Annotated in this window: 21 protein-coding genes and 2 pseudogenes; 5 read left to right on the top strand and 18 right to left on the bottom strand. The window is 62.7% G+C overall.

All coding sequences use genetic code 11. The features are described 5' to 3' along the window. Nucleotides 1–182 precede the first annotated feature (182 nt). Nucleotides 183–1,703 (bottom strand): malate:quinone oxidoreductase, encoded by a 1,521-nt coding sequence (locus LRS06_RS03075; protein WP_257870128.1) that lies wholly within the window; start codon nt 1,701–1,703, stop codon nt 183–185. A gap of 128 nt (nt 1,704–1,831) precedes the next feature. Between LRS06_RS03075 and LRS06_RS03070 the strand changes: the two genes are divergently transcribed. Both LRS06_RS03070 and LRS06_RS03065 read left to right on the top strand, forming a co-directional pair. Continuing rightward, complete coding sequence (locus LRS06_RS03070; RefSeq protein WP_257870127.1) at nt 1,832–2,404, top strand: NADPH-dependent FMN reductase; 573 nt, start codon at nt 1,832–1,834, stop codon at nt 2,402–2,404. Between the two features lie 124 nt (nt 2,405–2,528). After that, nucleotides 2,529–2,720: a cold-shock protein gene (locus LRS06_RS03065; RefSeq protein WP_149068989.1), complete on the top strand. Its 192-nt coding sequence runs from the start codon at nt 2,529–2,531 to the stop codon at nt 2,718–2,720. 87 nt (nt 2,721–2,807) lie between these two features. Here the strand turns inward: LRS06_RS03065 and LRS06_RS03060 are convergent, their stop codons facing one another. After that, nucleotides 2,808–3,539: a TIGR04283 family arsenosugar biosynthesis glycosyltransferase gene (locus LRS06_RS03060; RefSeq protein WP_257870126.1), complete on the bottom strand. Its 732-nt coding sequence runs from the start codon at nt 3,537–3,539 to the stop codon at nt 2,808–2,810. Between the two features lie 61 nt (nt 3,540–3,600). Beyond that, a complete protein-coding gene (gene pncA / locus LRS06_RS03055) occupies nt 3,601–4,215 on the bottom strand; it encodes a bifunctional nicotinamidase/pyrazinamidase (protein WP_257870125.1) in 615 nt (204 codons plus the stop codon). Between the two features lie 162 nt (nt 4,216–4,377). On the opposite strand from pncA, the gene LRS06_RS03050 reads away from it, so the two are divergent. Continuing rightward, entirely contained in the window at nt 4,378–5,304 is a 927-nt protein-coding gene (locus tag LRS06_RS03050) for a hypothetical protein (protein ID WP_257870124.1), read from the top strand. 94 nt (nt 5,305–5,398) lie between these two features. On the opposite strand, the gene LRS06_RS03045 is transcribed toward LRS06_RS03050, so the two are convergent. Further along, entirely contained in the window at nt 5,399–5,932 is a 534-nt protein-coding gene (locus LRS06_RS03045; protein ID WP_257870123.1) for a 2'-5' RNA ligase family protein, read from the bottom strand. Between the two features lie 9 nt (nt 5,933–5,941). Beyond that, the gene (locus LRS06_RS03040; RefSeq protein WP_257870122.1) at nt 5,942–7,498 is read right to left on the bottom strand and encodes a T9SS type A sorting domain-containing protein; all 1,557 of its coding nucleotides are present in this window, start codon (nt 7,496–7,498) and stop codon (nt 5,942–5,944) included. A gap of 202 nt (nt 7,499–7,700) precedes the next feature. Between LRS06_RS03040 and hutI the strand changes: the two genes are divergently transcribed. Then, on the top strand, nt 7,701–8,909 hold the full coding sequence (gene hutI, locus LRS06_RS03035; RefSeq protein ID WP_257870121.1) for an imidazolonepropionase: 1,209 nt from the start codon (nt 7,701–7,703) through the stop codon (nt 8,907–8,909). 4 nt (nt 8,910–8,913) lie between these two features. On the opposite strand, the pseudogene LRS06_RS03030 reads toward hutI, so the two are convergent. From LRS06_RS03030 to LRS06_RS03005, 6 genes and pseudogenes are all read right to left on the bottom strand, one after another. Beyond that, nucleotides 8,914–9,298 (bottom strand): annotated as a pseudogene (locus LRS06_RS03030) (DUF423 domain-containing protein). Between the two features lie 40 nt (nt 9,299–9,338). Continuing rightward, nucleotides 9,339–9,956, bottom strand: a complete 618-nt coding sequence (locus tag LRS06_RS03025) for a hypothetical protein (RefSeq protein ID WP_257870120.1) — start codon at nt 9,954–9,956, stop codon at nt 9,339–9,341. A gap of 65 nt (nt 9,957–10,021) precedes the next feature. Beyond that, complete coding sequence (locus LRS06_RS03020; RefSeq protein ID WP_257870119.1) at nt 10,022–10,690, bottom strand: YggS family pyridoxal phosphate-dependent enzyme; 669 nt, start codon at nt 10,688–10,690, stop codon at nt 10,022–10,024. Between the two features lie 162 nt (nt 10,691–10,852). Then, a complete protein-coding gene (locus tag LRS06_RS03015) occupies nt 10,853–11,878 on the bottom strand; it encodes a VWA domain-containing protein (RefSeq protein ID WP_257870118.1) in 1,026 nt (341 codons plus the stop codon). Nucleotides 11,879–11,967: 89 nt separating this feature from the next. Next, entirely contained in the window at nt 11,968–12,876 is a 909-nt protein-coding gene (locus LRS06_RS03010; protein WP_257870117.1) for a hypothetical protein, read from the bottom strand. Next, entirely contained in the window at nt 12,869–13,768 is a 900-nt protein-coding gene (locus LRS06_RS03005) for a DUF58 domain-containing protein (protein ID WP_196953047.1), read from the bottom strand. Before LRS06_RS03005 ends, LRS06_RS03010 begins: the two co-directional genes overlap by 8 nt. A 36-nt stretch (nt 13,769–13,804) precedes the next feature. On the opposite strand from LRS06_RS03005, the gene LRS06_RS03000 reads away from it, so the two are divergent. Next, nucleotides 13,805–14,215, top strand: coding sequence for a DUF4296 domain-containing protein (locus LRS06_RS03000; RefSeq protein WP_257870116.1), 411 nt, complete (start codon nt 13,805–13,807; stop codon nt 14,213–14,215). On the opposite strand, the gene LRS06_RS02995 is transcribed toward LRS06_RS03000, so the two are convergent. The 7 genes and pseudogenes from LRS06_RS02995 to egtB all read right to left on the bottom strand — a co-directional run bounded on the left by LRS06_RS02995 (nt 14,212) and on the right by egtB (nt 20,196). Next, nucleotides 14,212–14,562 (bottom strand): tRNA-binding protein, encoded by a 351-nt coding sequence (locus tag LRS06_RS02995; protein ID WP_257870115.1) that lies wholly within the window; start codon nt 14,560–14,562, stop codon nt 14,212–14,214. The two genes, LRS06_RS03000 and LRS06_RS02995, sit on opposite strands and share 4 nt — an antisense overlap. Nucleotides 14,563–14,669: 107 nt before the next feature. Then, nucleotides 14,670–15,242 (bottom strand): DUF922 domain-containing Zn-dependent protease, encoded by a 573-nt coding sequence (locus LRS06_RS02990; RefSeq protein WP_257870114.1) that lies wholly within the window; start codon nt 15,240–15,242, stop codon nt 14,670–14,672. A gap of 32 nt (nt 15,243–15,274) precedes the next feature. Beyond that, on the bottom strand, nt 15,275–16,636 hold the full coding sequence (locus LRS06_RS02985; RefSeq protein WP_257870113.1) for an MATE family efflux transporter: 1,362 nt from the start codon (nt 16,634–16,636) through the stop codon (nt 15,275–15,277). A gap of 50 nt (nt 16,637–16,686) precedes the next feature. Continuing rightward, entirely contained in the window at nt 16,687–17,778 is a 1,092-nt protein-coding gene (locus LRS06_RS02980) for a pyridoxal phosphate-dependent aminotransferase (protein WP_257870112.1), read from the bottom strand. Between the two features lie 25 nt (nt 17,779–17,803). After that, the gene (locus LRS06_RS02975; RefSeq protein ID WP_257870111.1) at nt 17,804–18,049 is read right to left on the bottom strand and encodes an L-histidine N(alpha)-methyltransferase; all 246 of its coding nucleotides are present in this window, start codon (nt 18,047–18,049) and stop codon (nt 17,804–17,806) included. 55 nt (nt 18,050–18,104) lie between these two features. Next, a pseudogene (locus LRS06_RS02970) lies at nt 18,105–18,686 on the bottom strand (L-histidine N(alpha)-methyltransferase); the annotation flags it as partial. Between the two features lie 184 nt (nt 18,687–18,870). After that, on the bottom strand, nt 18,871–20,196 hold the full coding sequence (egtB, locus tag LRS06_RS02965) for an ergothioneine biosynthesis protein EgtB (protein WP_257870110.1): 1,326 nt from the start codon (nt 20,194–20,196) through the stop codon (nt 18,871–18,873). Nucleotides 20,197–20,266 lie beyond the last annotated feature (70 nt).

Here is a 20,266-nt window from a genome sequence, read left to right as displayed (position 1 = left end):
CACGAAAATGGGTCGAAAGAAGTAGCGGGCCGAAACCGAAAAGGCCGGACCACTGGCGCCGCAAAAGTAGGCAGGCTTTGCAAGGCGTCAAACCCTAACGCAAAACAGCGGCGCACGGGCAGAAAAAAGCCACGCCCCGGGTTGCGGCAGCGTGGCTTTTCAACTGACATTCCGGGCCGGGTTCAGCGCGCCGCCGGGGCGGTTTCCGTCAGGCCCAGCACCTGGCTGGTGTGGGCGCGCAGCTCGGCCAGCAGTTGCGGCTCCTCGCTGAGGTGGTGCCCGAAGGAGGGAAGCATGTCCCGGAACTTGGCCTGCCACGCCGGCGTGGCCGACTGCTGCGGGTAGCACCGCTGGATAAGGCCCACCATGATGCTGACGGCCGTGGAAGCACCCGGTGAGGCGCCCAGCAAAGCGGCAATGGAGCCGTCCTTGGCAGCTACTACCTCGGTGCCAAATTCCAGGATGCCGCCTTCCTTTTCGTCTTTCTTGATAACCTGCACGCGCTGACCGGCCGTTTCGAGTTGCCAGTCCTGAGCCCTGGCTTCGGGGAGGTACTCACGCAACGCGGCCAACCGGTCTTCCGGTGACTGCCGAACCTGGTTGACCAGATACTTGGTAAGCGGAATATTCTTGAGGCCGGCAATAATCATGGGCCGCATGTTGCTCAGCTTCACCGACAGGGGCAAGTCCAGGTAGGAGCCCTGCTTGAGAAACTTGGTGCTGAAGCCCGCATACGGCCCGAACAGCAGTTCCTGCTTGCCGTTGATAACCCGGGTATCAAGGTGGGGCACCGACATAGGCGGGGACCCTACGGCCGCTTTGCCGTACACTTTGGCGTGGTGCTGGGCAATAACGGCGGGGTTTAAGCACTTCAGCCACTGCCCGCTCACAGGGAAGCCGCCAAAGCCCGCACCCTCCGGAATACCCGACTTAATCAGCAGCGGCAACGAGCCTCCGCCGGCTCCGATGAACACAAACGGCGCCCGGATTTTCTTTTCTTCTCCCGTGGCTAAGTCCTTGGCTTTGATGCGCCACAGGCCGTCCTCTTTCTGCCGGAGCTTTTCCACGTCGTGGTGGAAATGGATGGTCACACCGGGCTTTTGCTGCAGCAGGTTGAACATGCCGCGGGTGAGGGAACCGAAGTTCACGTCGGTGCCCAGGTCCATGCGGGTGGCGGCCACGGGCTGCTGCGGGTCGCGGCCGTGCATCACCAGCGGCATCCAGCTTTCCAGCGTTTCGCGGTTTTCGGTGTATTCCATGCCTTGGAACAAGGGCGACTGGGTGAGGGCCGCGTGGCGCTTGCGCAGGAACTCCACGTTCTTGGGGCCCCACACAAAGCTCAGGTGCGGAATATGGTTGATGAAGCGCGTCAGCTCCTTCACCTGGTAGGTTTCGGCCAGGTACGACCAGAACTGCTTCGACTCTTCAAACTGCTCGGCAATCTTGATGGCCTTGCTGATGTCGATGGAGCCGTCGGGCTTTTCGGGGGTGTAGTTCAGCTCACAGAAGGCCGAGTGGCCGGTGCCAGCGTTGTTCCAGGCGTCGGAGCTTTCAGCGGCGGCCACGTCGAGCCGCTCGAAAATGGTAATAGTCAGGTCGGGCTGCAGCTCTTTGAGCATCAGGCCCAGCGTGGCGCTCATAATGCCGGCGCCAATCAGCACCACGTCGGCCGTGGCGGAAGTAGTAGGTTCGGTCGTAGTCATGCGTAGTTCAGGAAGAGACTCACGAAGTACGCAGGAAAGCGGTAAAAGGTGAGGATTGTTTGCGCAAGCTGAGCCGTGGCGCCGGTTTATTCCGCGTACTTTGCTCCACGCTTTCAGCTTTATCTGCCATGCATATTCTGGCCATTTCCGGCAGCCTCCGCGCCGCTTCTTCCAACACCGCCCTGCTGCGGGCCGCGGCCCTGCTGGCCCCGGTGGGCGTAGTTATCAGCTTGGGCCCGAGCCTAGCCGAGTTGCCGTATTTTCAGCCTGGCAACTACGACGAGCCCGGGGCCCCGGCCGTGGCGGCTTTCCGTGAGCTGGTGCGCCGCGCCGATGCTGTCCTGTTCTGCACCCCGGAATACGTGTTCAGCATGCCCGGCGTGCTCAAGAATGCGCTGGAATGGCTGGTGCCTTCCGGCGAGCTGTACCATAAGCCCGTGGCCGTGTGGAGCGCCTCGCCCGGCACTACCGGCGCCGACCAGGCCCACGCCGGCCTGACGGCCATGCTGCGCGTGATGGAAGCAGCTGTAAACGAGGCGGCTGCCCTGCAGGTGGGGCAGGTTTCGGGCAAGGTGAATGCGCAGGGGGAAATTACGGATACGGAGCTGGCAGAAAGCCTGCGAACGGCCGTAGCAGCGCTGGCACAGGCCGGAAATACTACTAATTCTGCGTATCAGGCTACGCAGGGTATACAAACTTGAAAAAAATATTACCTTTACCCCCGGCAATTTGCTTCGTACCACTACTCCCGATTCGCGTGCTGAATGTTGGTAGGGTTCCGCTGACATTTGCTTAACTGACTACCTTTTTTCACTTCCATTTACCATGCAGACGGGAACTGTAAAATTCTTCAACGAAACCAAAGGCTTCGGTTTCATCAAAAACGACCAAACCGGCGAAGACATCTTCGTGCACGTGACCGGTCTGATCGACGAAATCCGTGACAACGACAAAGTAGAATTTGACGTGCAGGAAGGCCGCAAAGGCTTGAACGCCGTGAAAGTACGTCGCGCTTAGTTCGCGCCAGGCCTTCGGGCCTGAGAAGAAAAGCAGCCTGCCTTCCGTGGCAGGCTGCTTTTTTTATGCCCTGGTTTCACCTCTACGCTACAGCTTGTCTTGGCGGATAAGGTGGCGGTAGGTGCGCACCATCGCTGGCTGCGGCACCCGCAGGTAGTAGAGCGCGCAGAGCAGCCCAAACGTGAACTGCAGCCGAAAAACCCCATTTTCCCGGTACTTGCGGGCCGAAGTGGTAACGGCAAACGGCAGCAGCCGAAACCGTCCGTGCCGCCGCAGCCGCCCGATGATTTCCTGGTCTTCGAGCACCAGCAGCTCTTCCTGGAATCCCCCCGCCCGCCAGAACACCTCGGCCCGCACAAACAGGCTCTGGTCGCCGAAGCGCACAAGGTCCAGATCAAAGCGCGTAAACCAGGCGCTCAGGCGCAGAAACCAATGGGGGTAGTCGAAGCACAGGCGGAAGCAGCCACTGCCCGTAGCCTCATCCGCTAAGGCTTGCCGGATGTAAGTCAGAAAGTTGGCGGGTGGCAGCGTATCGGCGTGCAGAAAGTAAAGCAGCTGGCCGCTCGCGTGCCGGGCGCCGTGGTTGAGCTGGGCTGCCCGGCCTTTGCGTGGGCACTGTAGTACGCGGGCCCCGGCAGCGGCAGCCACACCAGCGGTACCATCGGGGCTTTGCGCATCGGCTACCAGTAGTTCCACACTAGCTTCGGCGGCTCCGTGTGCGCGCAGATAAGTCACCAGCGCCCCAATCTGCGCGGCTTCGTTGTAGGTAGGAATGATGATGCTGACCGTAGCGGCGGCCGGCGGGCGGCTATCGGGCATGGAGTTCAACAGACTACGAAAACGTCAGCGGAAGAAAGCGAGGTGCACGTACACAAAGAAGTCAGCCGGCCAGCACCTGCGCCGAGGTAACAAGGTGGCCGCCGCGCTGGCGTAAATCAGCTTTGGCCTGCTCAAAGCCTTCGGCCGAAATGGGGCGGGTGGCGTCTTCTATCACGTAGGTTTCAAAACCTTCCTGGAGGGCGTCTTTGGCCGTAAAGTACACGCAGTAATCGGCCGCCAGGCCGGCCACGTACACCTGCCGCACGCCCCGGCCGCGCAGGTAGTCAGCCAGGCCGGTGCTTTTGCGGTGGCCGTTGTCGAAGAAAGCGCTGTACGAATCAATTTCCACCTCCGTGCCCTTACGGAAAATAACTTCCACGCGGCTGGTGTCCAGCTCTGCGGCCAGCTCGGCTCCGGCGCTTCCCTGCACGCAGTGGTCTGGCCAGAGCACCTGGTCCAGGCCGTGCAAATCGATGCGGTTGAAAGGCTGCTGGCCCGCGTGCTGGCTGGCAAAGCTCTGGTGCCGGGCCGGGTGCCAGTCCTGGGTGGCTACCACCAGCGGAAAGTGCGGTTGCAGCGCGTTGGCCAGCGGAATGATGGCGTCGCCCTCGGGCACGGCCAGCCGGCCGCCGGGCAGGAAATCGGGTTGAATATCAATCAGCAGCAACGCTTTCATAGGCAGAAAATCAGCTTCAACGAAAAAAGACCGCGCCCCGGCAGCGGCAAAGCTACCGAACCCCACCATATTTGCGGGAGCGGGCGGCGGCTCCGGGCGGCTCAGGTCGGCGGAACAAGCCAGCAACGCCCGGTTTTCAGTACACAGTAGCTTCCAGTACGCATGATGGCAACAATTGGGATACGCATTTCGGGCCTGCTGCTGAGTTTGGGGCTGATGCCGCTGGCTGGCCAGGCCCAGAGTGCGCCCGGCGCGCAGCGTATTGCCGGTACGCACGTGTGGCTGGTGCCCCCGGCCGGCTTCACCCCGGCGCCCGGCCTCACGGGACTGCGGCGCGAAGCGGCCGTGCTGCAGGTCTTCGACGGGCAGGGCGGCAACTACTACCGGCAGGCGGCAGGCTTCACGGCGGCGCGGTTTGTGGCCCGGGGTGGGCAGGTGCTGGAGCTGCAGGAAGTAGCCGGCGCGGCCTATCCGGCCCGACTGGCACGGGTGCGCCTGTCGCCCGCGCAGGAGTCGGCGCAGGTCTTGTTCGGCGATTCTACGTTTGCCGTACTGCTGGAGGCCCGCTACCCGGCTTCCGACACGGCTACCGCCCGGGCCTTGCGGCGCAGCCTGCTTTCGGCCACTTACCAGAAAGCCACCGCTGCCGCTGCGCCCGCTACGGCCCTCTTTGCCTTCGACGAAAGCAAGTCCACGTTCCGTTTTGCGCGGGCCGAGGGCGGCACGTACTACTACACCGTAGGAGGGCAGCCCGCCGTAGGTAGTGCCCCTACCGTAGCCGTTCGCCTAGCAGATTACAATTCCGGCATCACGGCCGCCGACGTAAGCCAGCAGATGCTGGGGCGCTACCCCACGCTGCAGGGCTTCACGGCCCGCAAAATCTCCTCTGCTAAGGTAAACGACCTGCTCACCTACGAAACCGAAGGCTTCGCCCAGCTCAACGGTCAGCGCGTACTGCTCTACCAGCAGGTATCGGTTATCGGCAACACGGCGGTGTCCATGCTGGGCCTGGCCCACGACGACGTGGAGGCTACGCTCGCCCAGTTCAAAGCCCTGACGCATACCATAAAGCCCCGCCGCAAACCTTAGCAGTGGCCACGGGTTGGCTTGGACGATACCCTACTTCGTTTGACGGAGCAAGCTTAGTGTAGGTGTCTTTATAGCCTGCCAGCTTCTAATGTATTCACCGGAGGTCTGAGGCGCCCGTGAAGACAAATTCCGCTAGGCTTTCCCAGGGGCCGTTGCGGTAGGCCCACAGATGCAGGCCGTTGCCCGTAGCGCCGAAGGGCGCAAAGCCAGCGGAAAGCTGCTCGTGCAGGGCGCGGGCCTCGGCGGGAGCTACTTTGTTCTGAACCGTGACGTGCGGCCGGAGCGGCTGGCGGTCCTGAGGCTTCAGTGTTTCCTTCCACACCTGCTGCAGCCTTCGGTGCAAAGTGCGCAGTTCCTCATTTTCCAGTCGATACGCAACGCCCTGGCCCAGAAACTGCAGGCCGGTTACGGCCAGCGGCAGCGGGGCGGTGTGCCGGGTAACGTCGGTTAGCTGATCCGTAAGCTGGGGCAGGGCCGCCCCGGATAGATGATGAAACAGAGTGAGGTGAGCAGCCAGAAAGTTGCGGGCTGGCGGAAAATGCTGACGCCGCAGCTCATCGAAATACGCCTGCGAAGCCGCGTCGAGGGTGAGCGTCAGAATAAGAGGCGCGTCGGGCAGCTCGGGCATGGGTTGACTTTAGCGGATAAGTACCCGCTGCGTGGTAGTCTGGGAACCTGTTTGGGCGTTCAGGAAGTACACGCCGGCGGGCAGCCCGGCCGTGGAAAGCTGCGTGGTAGCCGTGGCGGCCACCTGCCGCCGCACTACCTGACCCAGGCTGTTGGTGAGCGTGAGTGGGCCCGAGGGCGCGGCGTTCATCTCCACCGTCAGCTTGTCGTGCGCGGGCACGGGGTAAGCTCGTAGGTAGGCCGCCCCGGCGGTTCGCGTCACCTGCCGGATTTCGGAGTGCTTGAGGGTACCATCCAGATCCTGCATAGCCAGGCGGTAGTAGCTGAGGCCCGGGGCCGGGGCAGCATCCGTGAACTGGTACTGACGAAGCTGAGCCGTATTGGTGGCCGGCTCCTCGTGCAGCGTAATCCAGTGGTGCCCATCGGCGCTGCGCTCCACCCGAAACTCCTTGGCCAACTGCTCAGAGGCGGTAGTCCACTCCACGGCCACCCGGGCGCCTTCTGGCCGCACATCGAATCGGGTAAGCGTAACCGGCAGCGGCAGGGCCCCGGCAAACGACATGGCATCCCCGCGCGAGCAGCCAAACGCGGCCCCGAACGATTCGCCGGTGTACTCGCCGGTTTCGCGGTCGATGCGGTGAATGAGGCCGTTGTCGGCATCAATAGTATACACTTGGTTGAGGTTGTCGCGGAACATGCCGCCCACGTTTTCATTGGTTGGCACCGGGTTGGCCACTACTACGGTAGACGCTACGGGTGCCGTAGCCGGGTTCACGATGGTCAGGAACTTGTCTTCCTTGCCCAGGTAGCTGACCAGGTTGCCCGAGGCTGGGTCGTACACCCAGTCCTGGATGCCGCCTTCCGGGGCCGGGCCGGTAGCGCCGGCCGCCAGGTAAGTTTCTACCTGCGCTTTATAGCCATTGATGACCAGCGTCGTGGCCGGGTCGCTGATGTCCAGCTCACGCCAGGTAGGAGCGGCGTTGAAGGTGCCGGCCTGGTTAAGCTGCACCGTGCCCACGTAGAAATGGAAGTCGTTGATGCGGGCACCGGGTACGCCCAGGAAGTTGTAGCGGAAGGAAATGCCACCCACGTAGTACAACGACACCGGGTCGGCGTCTTCTTCGCCATCCCCAATAAAGTTCAGCGTCACACGAAAAGCCGGATTAAGCCCCGACGTTCCGGATGGGGGCGCAGGTGGAGGCGTCACGCTGCCCAGGTTAGTAGCCTCGGCCGTACCCAGGTCAATGCGGTAGAGGGAAGGCGGTGTGGCAAAGTTGCTAATAGTTACCTGCTCAGGTACGTCCATGGCATACACCACGGCTTCGTTGTCCTCATCGTAGCCCAGGGCATTGAGGATCAGGGGGGTAGTAGTGCCCTCAACATATACTGGGCCAATTGGCGTCAGGGAGCCATCCACGTTGATGCTTTGCAGGGTAGAGCCGGTAGTGGTGCCCACGTTGCAGCCGCGCGTCACGGCATAGCTGTCGGTGGGTAGCTGAGCGTAGGCGCTGCCCGCGTGCAGTAGGGTAAACAGGCCCAAAACCAGGGTAGTAGAAAGTTTTTTCATGGCGAAGCAGAGTGAAAAACAACAATACCTTTGAGCCGCCACGTAAGGCTGCTGAGCGTGAGGTTATGCCCAAAAGCCTTGCGTGGCTTTGGTAAAGGTCACACTTGAGGCGCCTTAGTCCAAATAAAGCCATGATTTTTTACATTCGTTGCTTGCTATGTACTGCACCCTGCTTATCCAAAATTGTGGTCAACTACTCACCATGCGTAGTGTTGCCCCAGGCCCGCTGCGCGGGGCGCAGTTGAGCAGCTGGGAAGTGCTGGAAGATGCCTACCTGGCATGTCAGGGAGAGACAATTGTGTCCATTGGGCCCATGAGTGAGCTGCCGGCCGGTATCATAGGGCCCGAAACCCAGGTGCTGGACGCCGCCGGGCAGGTAGTAATGCCCGGCCTTGTGGAGTGCCACACGCACCTGGTGTTTGCCGGCAACCGCGCCCACGAGTTTCAGCGCAAGCTGCGCGGCGAGTCCTACCTCGATATCCTGGCTTCGGGCGGGGGCATTCTGAGCACCGTGCGCGCTACGCGGGCGGCGTCGGAAGCGGAGCTGCTGGCCGGCGCCCTGCACCACCTGGAAGGGTTCCGGCGCTACGGCATTACCACGCTGGAAGCCAAGAGCGGCTACGGCCTCGACCGCGAAACCGAGTTGCGGCTGGTGCGGGTAGCGCGGGAGGCAGGCCACCGCCAGGCCGTGCGCGTGGTGCCCACCTTTCTGGGGGCCCACGTGGTGCCGCCTGAGTTCAAGGGCCGCCCCGCCGACTATCTTGATTTTCTGGCCAAGGAAGTACTGCCGGAGCTACAAGGCCAAGCCGAGTTCGTGGATATTTTCTGCGAGGAGGGCGCCTTCAGCGTAGCCGATTCGCGCCGGTACCTGGAAAGGGCGCGGGCACTGGGCTTCGGTCTGAAAATCCACGCCGAGCAGCTGCACGACCTGGGTGGTAGCGCCATGGCTGCCGAGCTGGGCGCCGTGAGTGTAGACCACTGCGACTACCTCTCGGCCGTCGACGCGGCACGGGTGGCCGCGCAGGAGCGTACGGTAGCCGTGCTGCTGCCCCTGGTGCCCCTGTTTCTGCGGCAGCAGCAGTACGCACCCGGCCGGCAGCTCATCGAGCAGGGCGTGCCCGTAGCGCTCAGCACCGACTTCAACCCCGGTTCCTGCCCGAGTAAAAACCTGTGGCTGGCGCAGTCGGTGGCCTGCCTGAACATGGGCTTTACGCCCCGGGAGGCGCTGGCCGCCGTCACCATCAACGCCGCCTGGGCCATCAACCGCCAGCACGACTGCGGCTCGCTGGAGCCCGGCAAGCGCGCCGATGTGCTCGTGCTGGACGTGCGCAGCTACGAAGAATTGCCCTACTGGCTCGGCGAAAACCCGGTTCGGCAGGTCATCATTGGTGGGCAATTGCAGCCCGCGTAAGCAGCTACAGCTGCCGGGCTACCAGCAGCAGGCTGATCCAGCCTGCAATGAACAGCAACCCGCCGATGGGCGTGACGGCGCCCAGCTTGGTGTAGCCCGTAAAGCAGAGCAAATACAAGGAGCCGCTGAACAGCACAATGCCTCCCAGCCATAGCCCGGCGGTGCGGCCCAGGCCCTGCAGCTCGGGCCGGGCCGCCAGCAGCACCCCCCACCGCCAGCAGCGCCAGCGTGTGGTAGAACTGGTAGCGCACGGCAGTTTCAAACGTGTCGAGGCGGTTGGTGCGCTGCAGCATATCGTGCAAGCCGTGGGCGGCAAACGCGCCAATACCGACGCTAAGCAAGCCCAGCACGGCGGCCAGTTGAAGAATGACGCGGGCAGTTAGTTGCATGGGGAAATGGCTTAATGGTTTTCTGGTTTAATGGCTGCCCCTAGAAGATTAATCCGCAGCCTGTTATGGTTCTTTCGAGGGGTAGCTCGTGCAATTGTTGGAAAATATCTTCTTTGGTAACAGGGTCGCCGGTTAAACATCCAGACCACATATCCTGAATCGTGCTATGCTTCAGCTGGAAAATGGCCACGTGCACAGACAGGCCGACGCCTCCGTGGTAGTAGGCCAGCAACGCCATATCATCACTCCGCCCCAGATAGATCAACTGCCGCCTTGGTAAGGAGTTATCATAAATAGCATCCGTTGCCTCAAAGGGCGCTCCTCGGTCAGCTATTTCGGGGGCGCCAGTGGCCCCGGTCTGCAATGCCAGGAAAGCGGCTACTATCGGCGGCAGTGCTTGGGCAGAAGTGTACGTTGTGAGCTTGGTACGCTGCAGTTTTTCCAGTAAGGCCGGCAACCGCTTTTTAGTCAGGATTGCCATGGTATCGATTACGTAACGTTGGGCTGCCAGCCGGGCCGCATGCATCGAATCAGCTGAATAAGCAGGCGCTATGCGGGAATACTCGGCCACTTTGGCGGAAGTATGGGCCATGCGGTCAGATGAATCTTGGCACGCCAGCAGCAGTAGAAGCGGCAAAAAAGTAAAAATGTACCGCATATTCTCAAAAGGAACTACCTAGTTGATGACAACACAGCCATTCAACAAGACAACCATCAAACCAGTCAACCCCGTGCCCCAAAAATAGCGCTGCCTACCCGAATGAAGGTGCTGCCTTCCTGCAAAGCCAGCGCGTAGTCAGAACTCATGCCCATGGAAATTTCCCGGAAAGCGGGCTGATCCGTGAAAAACCTTGCCTGCAGCTGCCCGAAGTAGCCCCGCAGCATCTGAAACTCGCGGCGGAGCTGGGCCTCGTCATCCGTAAACGTAGCCACACTCATGACGCCCACAATGCGCACGTGGCGCAGCTGACGGAAAGTATCAGACGTCAGCAGCTCCTCCGCTTCGGGCAGGGTGAGGCCGGTTTTGGTGGCTTCCTCAGCAATGTGAAACTGCAGCAGGGCGTCAATCACGCGGTTGTGTCTGGCCGCCTGCTTTTCCAACTCCTCCAGCAGCTTCAGGCTGTCGAGGCTCTGCACGGTATGTACAAAGGGCGCTATGTACTTCACCTTGTTGGTTTGCAGGTGCCCGATAAGGTGCCACTCCACGTCGGCAGGCAGTTCGGGCTGCTTGGCGGTCATTTCCTGCACGCGGTTTTCGCCGAAGATGCGGGCACCCGCGTCGTAGGCCTCCCGCAGCCGCTCTACTGGGTGCGTCTTTGTAACCACCACCAGCCGGGCACTGGTGCCGGCTAGCTGCTCCTCAAAAAAACGAATGTTATCGGCTATGGGCATGTTTTTTAATGTGCTGCGCTTCGCTAATGTGAAGTATTTGAAAAATACGCTAATAGACTTTACTGCGCTAATGTCAAGAGAATGAGCCGGGTTTCGCTCATGTGCTGAGGGACTTAATTAGCACATCAGCACATTTTCCACATTAGCACATTAAGCGAAGCGTTAGTCTTCCAGAGAGTTGGTGAGGAAGGTATTTTTGACAGCCAGCCAGAAGAGCCAGAACGCCAGGCTCCAGGCCAGGTAGTAGCGGTAGTGGTCGGTGGTATTGCGGTAACGAGTCTGCTTGATTTCCGACTTTTCCAGGCGGTTGATCTGGTCGAATACTTCGCGCAGGGCCTCGGTGTCCGTGGCGCGGAAGAACTGGCCGCCGCCAGCCATAGCCAGCTGGCGCATGGCCGTTTCGTCGAGGCGGGTTTCCACGTAGCGCGGGCGCCCAAACTCGTCTTTGCCGAACGGCACGGTACCATCCTGGCCCACGCCAATGGTATAGAGCCGCAGCCCGTAGGCGTGCGCCAGCTGGGCCGCCAGCAGCGGGTCGAGGTTGCCGGCCGTGTTTTCGCCGTCGGAAAGCAGAATGCAGACTTTGGTGCGGCTGCGGGAGTCGCGCAGGCGGTTGGTGGCTACGCCCAGGGCCGTGCCAATGGCGGTGCCGTCGTTAGCAATCATGCCCAGGCGCAGCTCGCTTAGGTTTTCGCGCAGCAGGTCGTAATCGGTGGTAAGCGGGGCCAGGGAGTAGGCGTCGCCGGCAAAGGCCACCAGCCCGATCCGGTCCCCGGCGCGGCCGGCCACAAACTCGCGGGCCACGCGCTTGGCGGCTTCCAGGCGGTTGGGCTGCAGGTCCTGCAGCTCCATGGAACCCGACACGTCCAGCACCAGCAGAATATCGATGCCTTCACCGGTTTGTACCACTCGCTCGTCGGTGCGCTGGGGGCGGGCCAGGGCCAGCACCGCAAAGGCCAGGCAGAGCAGCAGCACCATATCCGGCAGAAACCGCAGCAGCGCCGACCAGTCCGTGCGCAACCGGCCCGCCACGAAGGCTACCCCCAGCCGGGTGCGCCCCCGGTGCGCCAGCAGCCACCGCAGGGCCGGCAGCAGCAGCAGGGCCGGCAGCAGCAGCAGCACGCGCGGCCACTCCCAGGAATAGCTGGTGAGGGTAGAGTAGCGCAGGCCGTCCAGCAACGTCAGCATGAAGGCGGTGGAAAAGAAAAGTCGGGCCGGGAAGAAAGCAAAGCTACGGCCCCGGCCGGGATTGTGACGCCCCGCCACAAGCCGGCCGCTTACGCAACCAGCACCCGGGCCGCCGCCAATTGATAGCGCTGCTCGGCAAACTCGCGCAGCTGCGTAAAGGCCTGGTCGATTTCCGGCGTCTCGTCTTCGGCCAGCAGGTTGCCATACACCACCCGGTCGGCCACGCGCAGGGCGCTGCTCATGGCTGGGTGGTGCTCGTAGTGGGCTTCCACCTCGCGGGTCGTAAGCGAGTTGAGGTTGCTGTCTTCGAGGCGGGTGAGGTAGTTTTTCCAGAGCGTAATGGCCCGCTCCATATTGGTAGCCGAGCGCGACAACTCAAACCGCTCGATGTGGCGGGCGTACTGGGCCAGAAAGTAGGCGTGGTTTTTCCGGAGCTTGTAGCGCTGATAGCGGCGGCGCAGGCGCTGGCGAAACAGCAGCACCAGCCCACCGCTTAGTACCATCAGCCCGCCCAGGGCCGCCAGCCAGTAGGGGTAGTTGAAGCGGGCCTCCACCGGCAGCAGGGTAGTCGTAGCGCGCAGTGCGGGCGGAGAAGCCGTAGCGGCCGGAGCCAGAAAGCGCAGCCGCACCGCCGCCGGGGCCGTGGGCAGCAATACGGAGTCGCGGCCGCGCAGCACGGTTACGGGCAAGCTCAGCTGCTGCACCGGGTCGAGGGCGAAGGTGCGCAGGCGGTACACGGCGCGGTCGAGGCTCTGGCCCTGGCGGGTGCGGGTAGGGGAGTAGCGGCGGCCCACGTACTCGAATGGCCGGAAATCAGCCGTGGAATCAGGGAAGACTACTTCCAGCGCGGCCGGGTGCCGGAACGTCAGCTCGAACTCCACTACCTCGCCTACCTGCGTGGTGGGCTGCCGGAACCGGCCGACGGGCTCCGGCTGCTGTGCCAGGGCCGCCAGCGGCGCCAGGGCCAGGCCAAGGCGCGCCACCCAGCGGCTACCCACGGCTGCGTTGGTTGCGCCGCCGAAACAGGTTTACTAGCTGCGGCACGTAGTCAGCATCGGTGGCAATGGACACGAACTCGGTGCGGTGGCGGCGGCAAATCTGCCCGATCTGCTCCCGGTTCTGCTCGTAGGTGGCCCGGTAGCGTGCCCGGAAGGCCGCCGAGGACGTATTTACCCAAACTGTGCGGCCCGATTCCTGGTCGAGCAGGGGCACGATGCCCAGGGGCGGAAACTCCCGCTCCCGTTGGTCGAGCAGCTGCACCACAATCAGGTCGTGCTTGCGGGCCAGCATCGTCAGCTCCCGCTCGTAGCCGGTATCAATGAAATCGGATAAGAGAATAACCAGGCTGCGGCGCTTGATAAGGCCCAGCGCCTGCTTGATGCCGGCCGCTACGGCCGTGTGCGGGGAGCGGGGCGTGAGGTCGAATAGGCCTTTGATGAGGGCGTAGGCATGCCGGATGCCTTTGCCCGGCGGCAGATAAAGCTCTTTCTGATCGGAAAAGGCCAATATGCCTAGTTGAGCACTCTGGCGGGCGGCCGTGAGAGCCAGCAATCCGCAGACTTCGCGGCCTACGTCAATCTTGCGGCGGCCGGCGGCGCCCACGCGCTGGGAGGCACTCACATCCAGCAGCAGCAGCACCTGCTGTTCGCGCTCCTCCTTGTAGGTTTTCACGAAGGTACCGTGACCCTTGCTGGATACGGCCCAGTCGATGGCCCGCACCTCGTCGCCGTACTGATAGAGGCGCACGTCGTCGAACTCCAGCCCCGTGCCCTTGAACACGGAGTGGAAGTTGCCCTGCAGCTGCGCGTCGACGGCATGACGAATGCGAATCTCGAACTGGCGCAGCTTGCGTATAAGCTGCTGCAGTGGGGTGGCTTCGGCGGCCTTCATTCCGGCTAAACTAACGCATCTTCCTAACTTTGCCGCGTGAAACTGATTTCCGTTTGTGCCGGCGTGGCTTTCACGCTGCTAGCTGGCTGCCAGCGCTCCGAAGAAATAGCGCCGCCCCAGCCGCTGGTGCCCAAGCCCCAAATGGCGCGCCTGCTAACCGACCTGCACTTGGCCGAAGCCCGGGTAGATGCCTCGCGCCTGACCACCGACTCGGCGCAGGCGCTGTATATGCAGCTGCAGGATAGTGTATTGCGGCGCAACCAGGTGGGCGACTCGGCTTTCGCTAAAAGCTACCGCTACTACACCCTGCACGACAAAGACCTGCAGGAAGTGTACGACCTGGTGCTGGACTCCCTCACGGCCCGGGGCGCCAAGTACCGGCCCCCCGGAGCGCCGGCGCCTTCTTCTCCACCCCCGCCCGGCGAAATATACCGGCGCGGCCGCTAGTGCAGCCGCTGCCCGTTCGGCACGGGCGTATCGGGGCCGATGAGCACGATGGCGCCATCAGTATCCGAAAAGCCCGTCACCAGCACCTCCGACATAAACGGCCCGATCTGGCGCGGCGGAAAATTGACCACGGCCACCACCTGCCGCCCTACTAAGTCCTGCGGCTGATAGCGTAAGGTAATCTGGGCGCTGGAGCGCTTGCGGCCGATTTCGGGCCCAAAATCAATCAGCAGCTGATACGCCGGCTTGCGCGCCTCGGGAAACTCCCGCGCCTCTACAATAGTGCCCACGCGCAGCTCTACGCGTTCAAATTCCGCCCAGCTAAGCGGACCAGCCGTTGTTTCCATAGGAAGTTTTTGCGGCCCAAGCTACGGGATACGCGGTAATTGTTCAACCCGTCATGCAGAAGCAGAGAGGCTTTAAGACTCCTGAAAGCAAGCTGGTAACAGCCGCCTTACTCCGACAGGGCGTAGGCGCTGAGCTTCTCCAGGCGCTGCTGCACTGCGGCGGCCCACTGCTGCTGGCGTTCGGCATTCAGGCCGTGGTTGGTTTCCTGGTCGTAGCGGGCTTCTTCGCGCTGCCAGGCCAGAAAAGCCACCTTGGTGTAGTTGTTCAGAGCCGGCTGCAGCTTGTCGCAGTCGAACTGCATCAGGGCCAGCTTCTGGCGCATCTGCCGGGCGTGTACTTCGGTGAGGTCGAAATGTACCTGCTCGTGGCGCAGCAATTCGGGCCTAGCTTTGCCCGGCTCGCGCACCCAGGATTCGGTAGGCGTAAATACGGCTTTCACGGCCGCGTTGAACTTGAAATCGGTGCAGCCAACGTTGACGCTAATATTGGCCGAGGTGAGGGCCGCCAGGTTGGCGGGTGCGCCGGGCCGGGCCTGAAAGTCGGCCCAGCTCAGCGGCCGGCTGGCCGACCACGCCAGGGCAGGAGCTGGAGCCAGCGTAGCAGCCACCGGCGGGTTAATGGCCGCTGGGCTCAACCAGTTCAACCACAGCGGCAGCACGGAAATCAAGGAAAGCAGCATCGCAGATACAGCGGAATATGTCTGTTCTGGCGCTAACGCAGCACGGTCGTGGGTTCGTTCACTGTTACGGCACTAAAGCGGTTGAAACGCCACAGCAGCACGCCAGCCACCAGCGAAAGGCCCGTGAGCAGCCCCGTCCAAACGCCCATGGCGCCCAGCTTAAATACAAAACCCAGTACGTAGCCCAGCGGCAGCGCCACGGCCCAGTACGCCAGCAGCGCTACCACCGAGGGCCACTTCACGTCCTCCAACCCGCGCAATGCGCCTAGCCCCACCACCTGCACCCCATCCGATATCTGAAACAGCGCCGCAATGAGCAACAGGGAAGCCGCCTGCCCTACCACTTCGGGGTTGTGATTGTAGAGCGTGGGAATAAAGAATCGGCCGAAAACAAGCACGAGCCCCATGCCGCTCATGAAAGCAAACGTGAGCAGGTAGGCCGTGTAGCCCGCGTGGCGGCTGCCCAACGCGTTACCCAGCCCGCGCTGCCGCCCCACCCGGATGGTAGCTGCCGCCGCAATGCCGCTGGCCGCCATGTAGGTAACCGAGGCCACGTTGATGGCAATCTGATGGGCAGCCAGCGCGGTAGCGCCCAGCCAGCCAATCATGATGGCGGACACGCTGAAGGCGCCTACTTCAAACATCATCTGCACCCCAATAGGAGCCCCAAGGTCGGTGAGCTTGCGCAGCACGGCCCCGGAAGGCCGCCAGGCTCCCACCGCCGCGCGGTAAGGCTGCAGACGTCGGGCCCGCAGCACGTAGGTAGCCATCAGAATAGCCATCAGCACCCGGGAAATGAGCGTGGCCCAGGCCGAGCCCACCATGCCCATACGCGGGGCACCCCAGTTGCCGAATACCAAAGCATAGCACAGCAGGGCATTGAGCACATTGGCCAGCACCGATAAATACATAGCCTGGCGGGTGAGGCCCAGCCCTTCGGCAAACTGTCGGAAACCCTGAAACACCATCAGCGGCAGCAGCGACATAAACATGATGCGCACCCACGGGGCGGCCAGCTCCACTACGGCTGCTGGCTGCCGCAGAAACTGCAGCCCCCACGGCACCACCAGCCCCGCCAGTGCCAGCACCACGCCCGCCAGCGTGCACAGCAGCACGCCATTCACGAGCAACTGCCCGATGCGGGCCACGTCGCGCTGGCCGTCGGCGGCGGCTACCAGCGGCGTAATGCCCATCGACAAACCCAGGCCAAACACCAGCACCACCGTACTCACGCTCACGCCCAACGACACGGCCGCCAGCGGAACGATGCCCAGCTGACCCACCACCATACTGTCGCACACGTTCACGAGCACGTGCCCCAGCTGACTGATAACGACCGGGTAAGCCAGTAAAAGAGTGGGTTTGAAATGCGGGCGGAGAGAAGCAAGCGACATGAGCAGCGGAAAAATCAGCCGCAAAGGTACAACCCCGGCCGCCCCGGTGCCTAGTCGGGCCGAAGTGTTGCCAGCACTTGGCTTAGCCGGCCCAGTGCCGTGGTTAGCTCTGGCTCCGGTACGGCGCAGGAAAGCCGGGCGTAGCCCGGGGCGTGACAAGTGCCGCCATCCACCACTTCCACTCCTCCGGCCCGAAGGTGTTTCACCAAAGAGGCCGAAGCCTCGGCCGGTGGCAGTATGGGGTCCAGATAAGCGCGCAAATCGGGAAATGCGTAGTAGGTGCCCTCAGTGGAAGCACAGGGCAAACCCAAGGCCGTGAGACCAGTCAACAGTTGACACCGCCGGGGAGCCAGCTCGGCTATCAGCTCAGCCGCAATAGCATCGGCCGCTTCGGTGGCGGCCAGAGCCGCCAGCTGACTGGGTACGGCCACGGCACCCGAGGTCATGTGCTGCCAGTGCGTGCAGGCGGCGGCCAGGGCCGGTGGCGCTATAAGGTAGCCCACGCCCCAGCCTACCAGCCCCAGCGACTTGGAGAAGCCATGCACCAGCACATGCCGCCGGTCGGGGTCGGGAAAATCAAGCAGGGAAGGTACCGGAGCACCAAAGGATATCCGCTCGTAGATTTCGTCGCTTACGACCAGCACTTCGGGGCGGGTGGCCAATACGGCCAGCACAGCTTCCAGCTCAGGCGCGGAATAGATGCGGCCGGTGGGGTTGTTGGGATTCGAAAACAAAAAGACCCGGGTGCGAGGGGTGAGAGCCTGCGCCACCGCGGCAGGCTCCAGGGCGTAGTTGTTGTCCGGGCTCAGCGGTAGCAGGCGCAACGTGCCGCCAGCCTGCCGCACCAGCTCATCAAAGCCAAACCAGCTGGGCGTGGGCAGCAGCACCTCGTCGCCGGGCTGCAGCACGGTGCGCAGGAGGGTGAAGAGGGCCGCCTTTGCCCCGGGCGTAACGAGCACCTGCTCGGGCGCCACGTTTGGGTAGCGGCTGGCCAGGGCCATGCGCAGCTCCGGCAAGCCCGCCACCGGACTTCCAAAAGCTGTCGGCCGACTTAGGGCGGCTTGCAGCTGCTCCGTCACCACAGTCGGGGTGGGAAACGAAACGTACCCGGAAGCCAGCGAAATAAGCGAAGGAGAATTCATCCGTAAGCCTTGAAGCGCCTTGCAATCAGCCATGCGGCATCAGCACCACATCGGCAAAGTACTGCCAGGCATCGGTAAAGAAGTGCTGCACCCGCAGGCCGGCCGGACGCGCCAGCGCCTCAATCTGCGGGCGGGTAAACTTGTAGGAGTTTTCGGTGTGAATAACTTCCCAGGCCGCAAACTCGCAGTTGAAACCGCCGTCGGCAAACTGCACCGTCTGGGCGCGGCGGCTGACGAGGTAGGAGCGCACGGCCCCACTGGAGTGGGTCATAATCGGTGTAATGCTCCCAGGCCGCAAGGTCGAAGTCCGCGCCCAGCTCCCGGTTCAGGCGGCGGAGCAGGTTGAGGTTGAAGGCCGCCGTCACGCCCTGGCTGTCGTCGTACGCGGCCCGGATGATGCGCGGGTCTTTCTGCAAGTCGAACCCGATAAGAAGTCGGTCGGCAGAGGTAAGGTGACTAGCCAGCTGCTGCAGAAACTCCTGACGGTCCTGGGGCAGGAAGTTGCCGATGTTGGAGCCCAGAAATAGCACCACCTTGGGCTCATCGTTGCGTAGCCCGGCCAGGGCCGCGAAGTAGTCGGCCTCAATGGGCTCCACGCGCAGCTCGGGCAGCTCCCGCCGCAGGGTCTCGGCCAGCCCGGCCAGCGCCCCGCCCGAAATATCGACGGGCGCATAGGTGAAGTCGGCGCCCTGGCTTAGCAGCTCGCGCAGCAGCAGCATGGTTTTGGTGCCGTCGCCGGCGCCCAGCTCTACCAGCCGGAACGGCGTACCCGAAGGCGGAGCCAGCGCCGTGGCAATAGCTCCGCCCTGCTCCGTGAAAATCCCGAACTCGGTGCGGGTAGGGTAGTACTCCGGCAGCTGCATAATCTGCTGAAACAGCCGGCTGCCCTCGTCATCGTAGAAGTACATCGACGACAGTGTTTTGGGCTGGCGGCTGAGGCCCTCCCTTACGTGGGCCAGCAACTGGGCAGTGGCCTGGTCACCGGGGGAAGGAAGCGTATCGGCAAGCAAGGTGGTAGGCATTTCGGAAGAGCGGGGCATACAAATCAGCGCGAAGTCGGAAAGAAAGAATAGTCAGGCGGGTAGCGGATCCTTACCTTCTGGAGCGGGCCAGGCGCAGGCCGGTGAACTGCCAGCGCTTATCGGCGTGGAAGAAGTTGCGGTAGCTCAGGCGGATGTGGCTGGCCGGCGTGGCGCAGGAACCTCCGCGCAGCACCAGCTGATTTACCATGAACTTGCCGTTGTACTCGCCCAGGGCCCCGGCCGCACGGGCGTAGCCGGGGTAGGCGTGGTAGGCAGAGTACGTCCACTCCCAGGCGTCGCCCAGCAGCTGGTGGCAGCGCGTGGGGTCGGCATCGGCGGGCAGCGGACAGGTGTCGAAGAGGTTGCTTTCCTGGAAATTCTCTTCGGCAGCATCCGGCTGAAAAAAGCGGGCGGCAATTTCCCACTCGGCTTCGGTGGGCAGCCGCGCCCCGGCCCACTGGGCGTAGGCGTCGGCTTCGTAAAAGCTCAGGTGGGTGACGGGCGCGTTCAGCTCCAGAGGCTGCAGGCCGCGCATAGTGAAGCGCTGCCAGCCCGCCGCATCTGCCACCCAGTACAGCGGAGCCTGCCACTGCTCACGCTGGGCCAGATCCCAGCCTTCGCCCATCCAGTACCGGAAGTCCTGGTAGCCGCCGGCCTCCACAAACTTCAGGAATTCGGCGTTGGTTACCAGCCGGTTCTGCAACTCGAAATCGGTCACGTACACCTGGTGGGCCGGCAGCTCATTGTCGAAGCTGAATCCGTCTTCCTGTAGGCCGATGGTGTGCACCCCGCCCGGCACCGCCAGCCAGGACGCTTTGGGAAATGAGGAGTTATCATCAGCGGGTTTCCCCTCGGAAGCAGAGGAAGACAGTCCCTCATTGAAATAGCTGGGAGCCAGGGGGCTGGTGCTGAGAATATATTTGATGTCGGTGATGAGCAGCTCCTGGTGCTGCTGCTCGTGCTGCAAACCCAGCTCAAATACCTCGTGGAAAACGGCCGGCAGCTCGTCGGCACGGTCCTGCAGCAGGCGGCGCACGGCGGCGTCCACGGCGGCGCGGTAGGCATACACATCGGCCAGCGCGGGCCGCGAGAGGGTGCCCCGGTCGGCGCGGTTCACGCGGGAGCCCAGGGAGTTGTAGTAAGAGTTGAACAGGAAGGCGTAGTCGGGGTGGTGCACCGCGTAGCCGGGCTGGTATTCCTGCAGAATAAACGTTTCGAAAAACCAGGTGGTGTGCGCTAGGTGCCACTTCGGCGGGCTCACGTCGATGATGGGCTGCACCACGGTGTCCTCGGGCAGCAGCGGCCGGCAGATGGCCTCGGTTTGCTGCCGCACCTGCGCGTAGCGGGCGGCAAGGGCAGCGGAAGGCAGGGCAGAAACGGCGGCAAGCTCAGGCATAACGACGGGCACACGGAGGAGTTCGGTACGGGCATGTAACTCCGAAAGGCCGGAACGGGTTTTAGCCCTG

Origin of the sequence: Hymenobacter sp. J193 (assembly GCF_024700075.1) — a bacterium.
Taxonomy (GTDB): domain Bacteria; phylum Bacteroidota; class Bacteroidia; order Cytophagales; family Hymenobacteraceae; genus Hymenobacter.
Note: the sequence above shows the minus strand (reverse complement) of the source record. Positions and strands in the feature narration are given on the sequence as shown.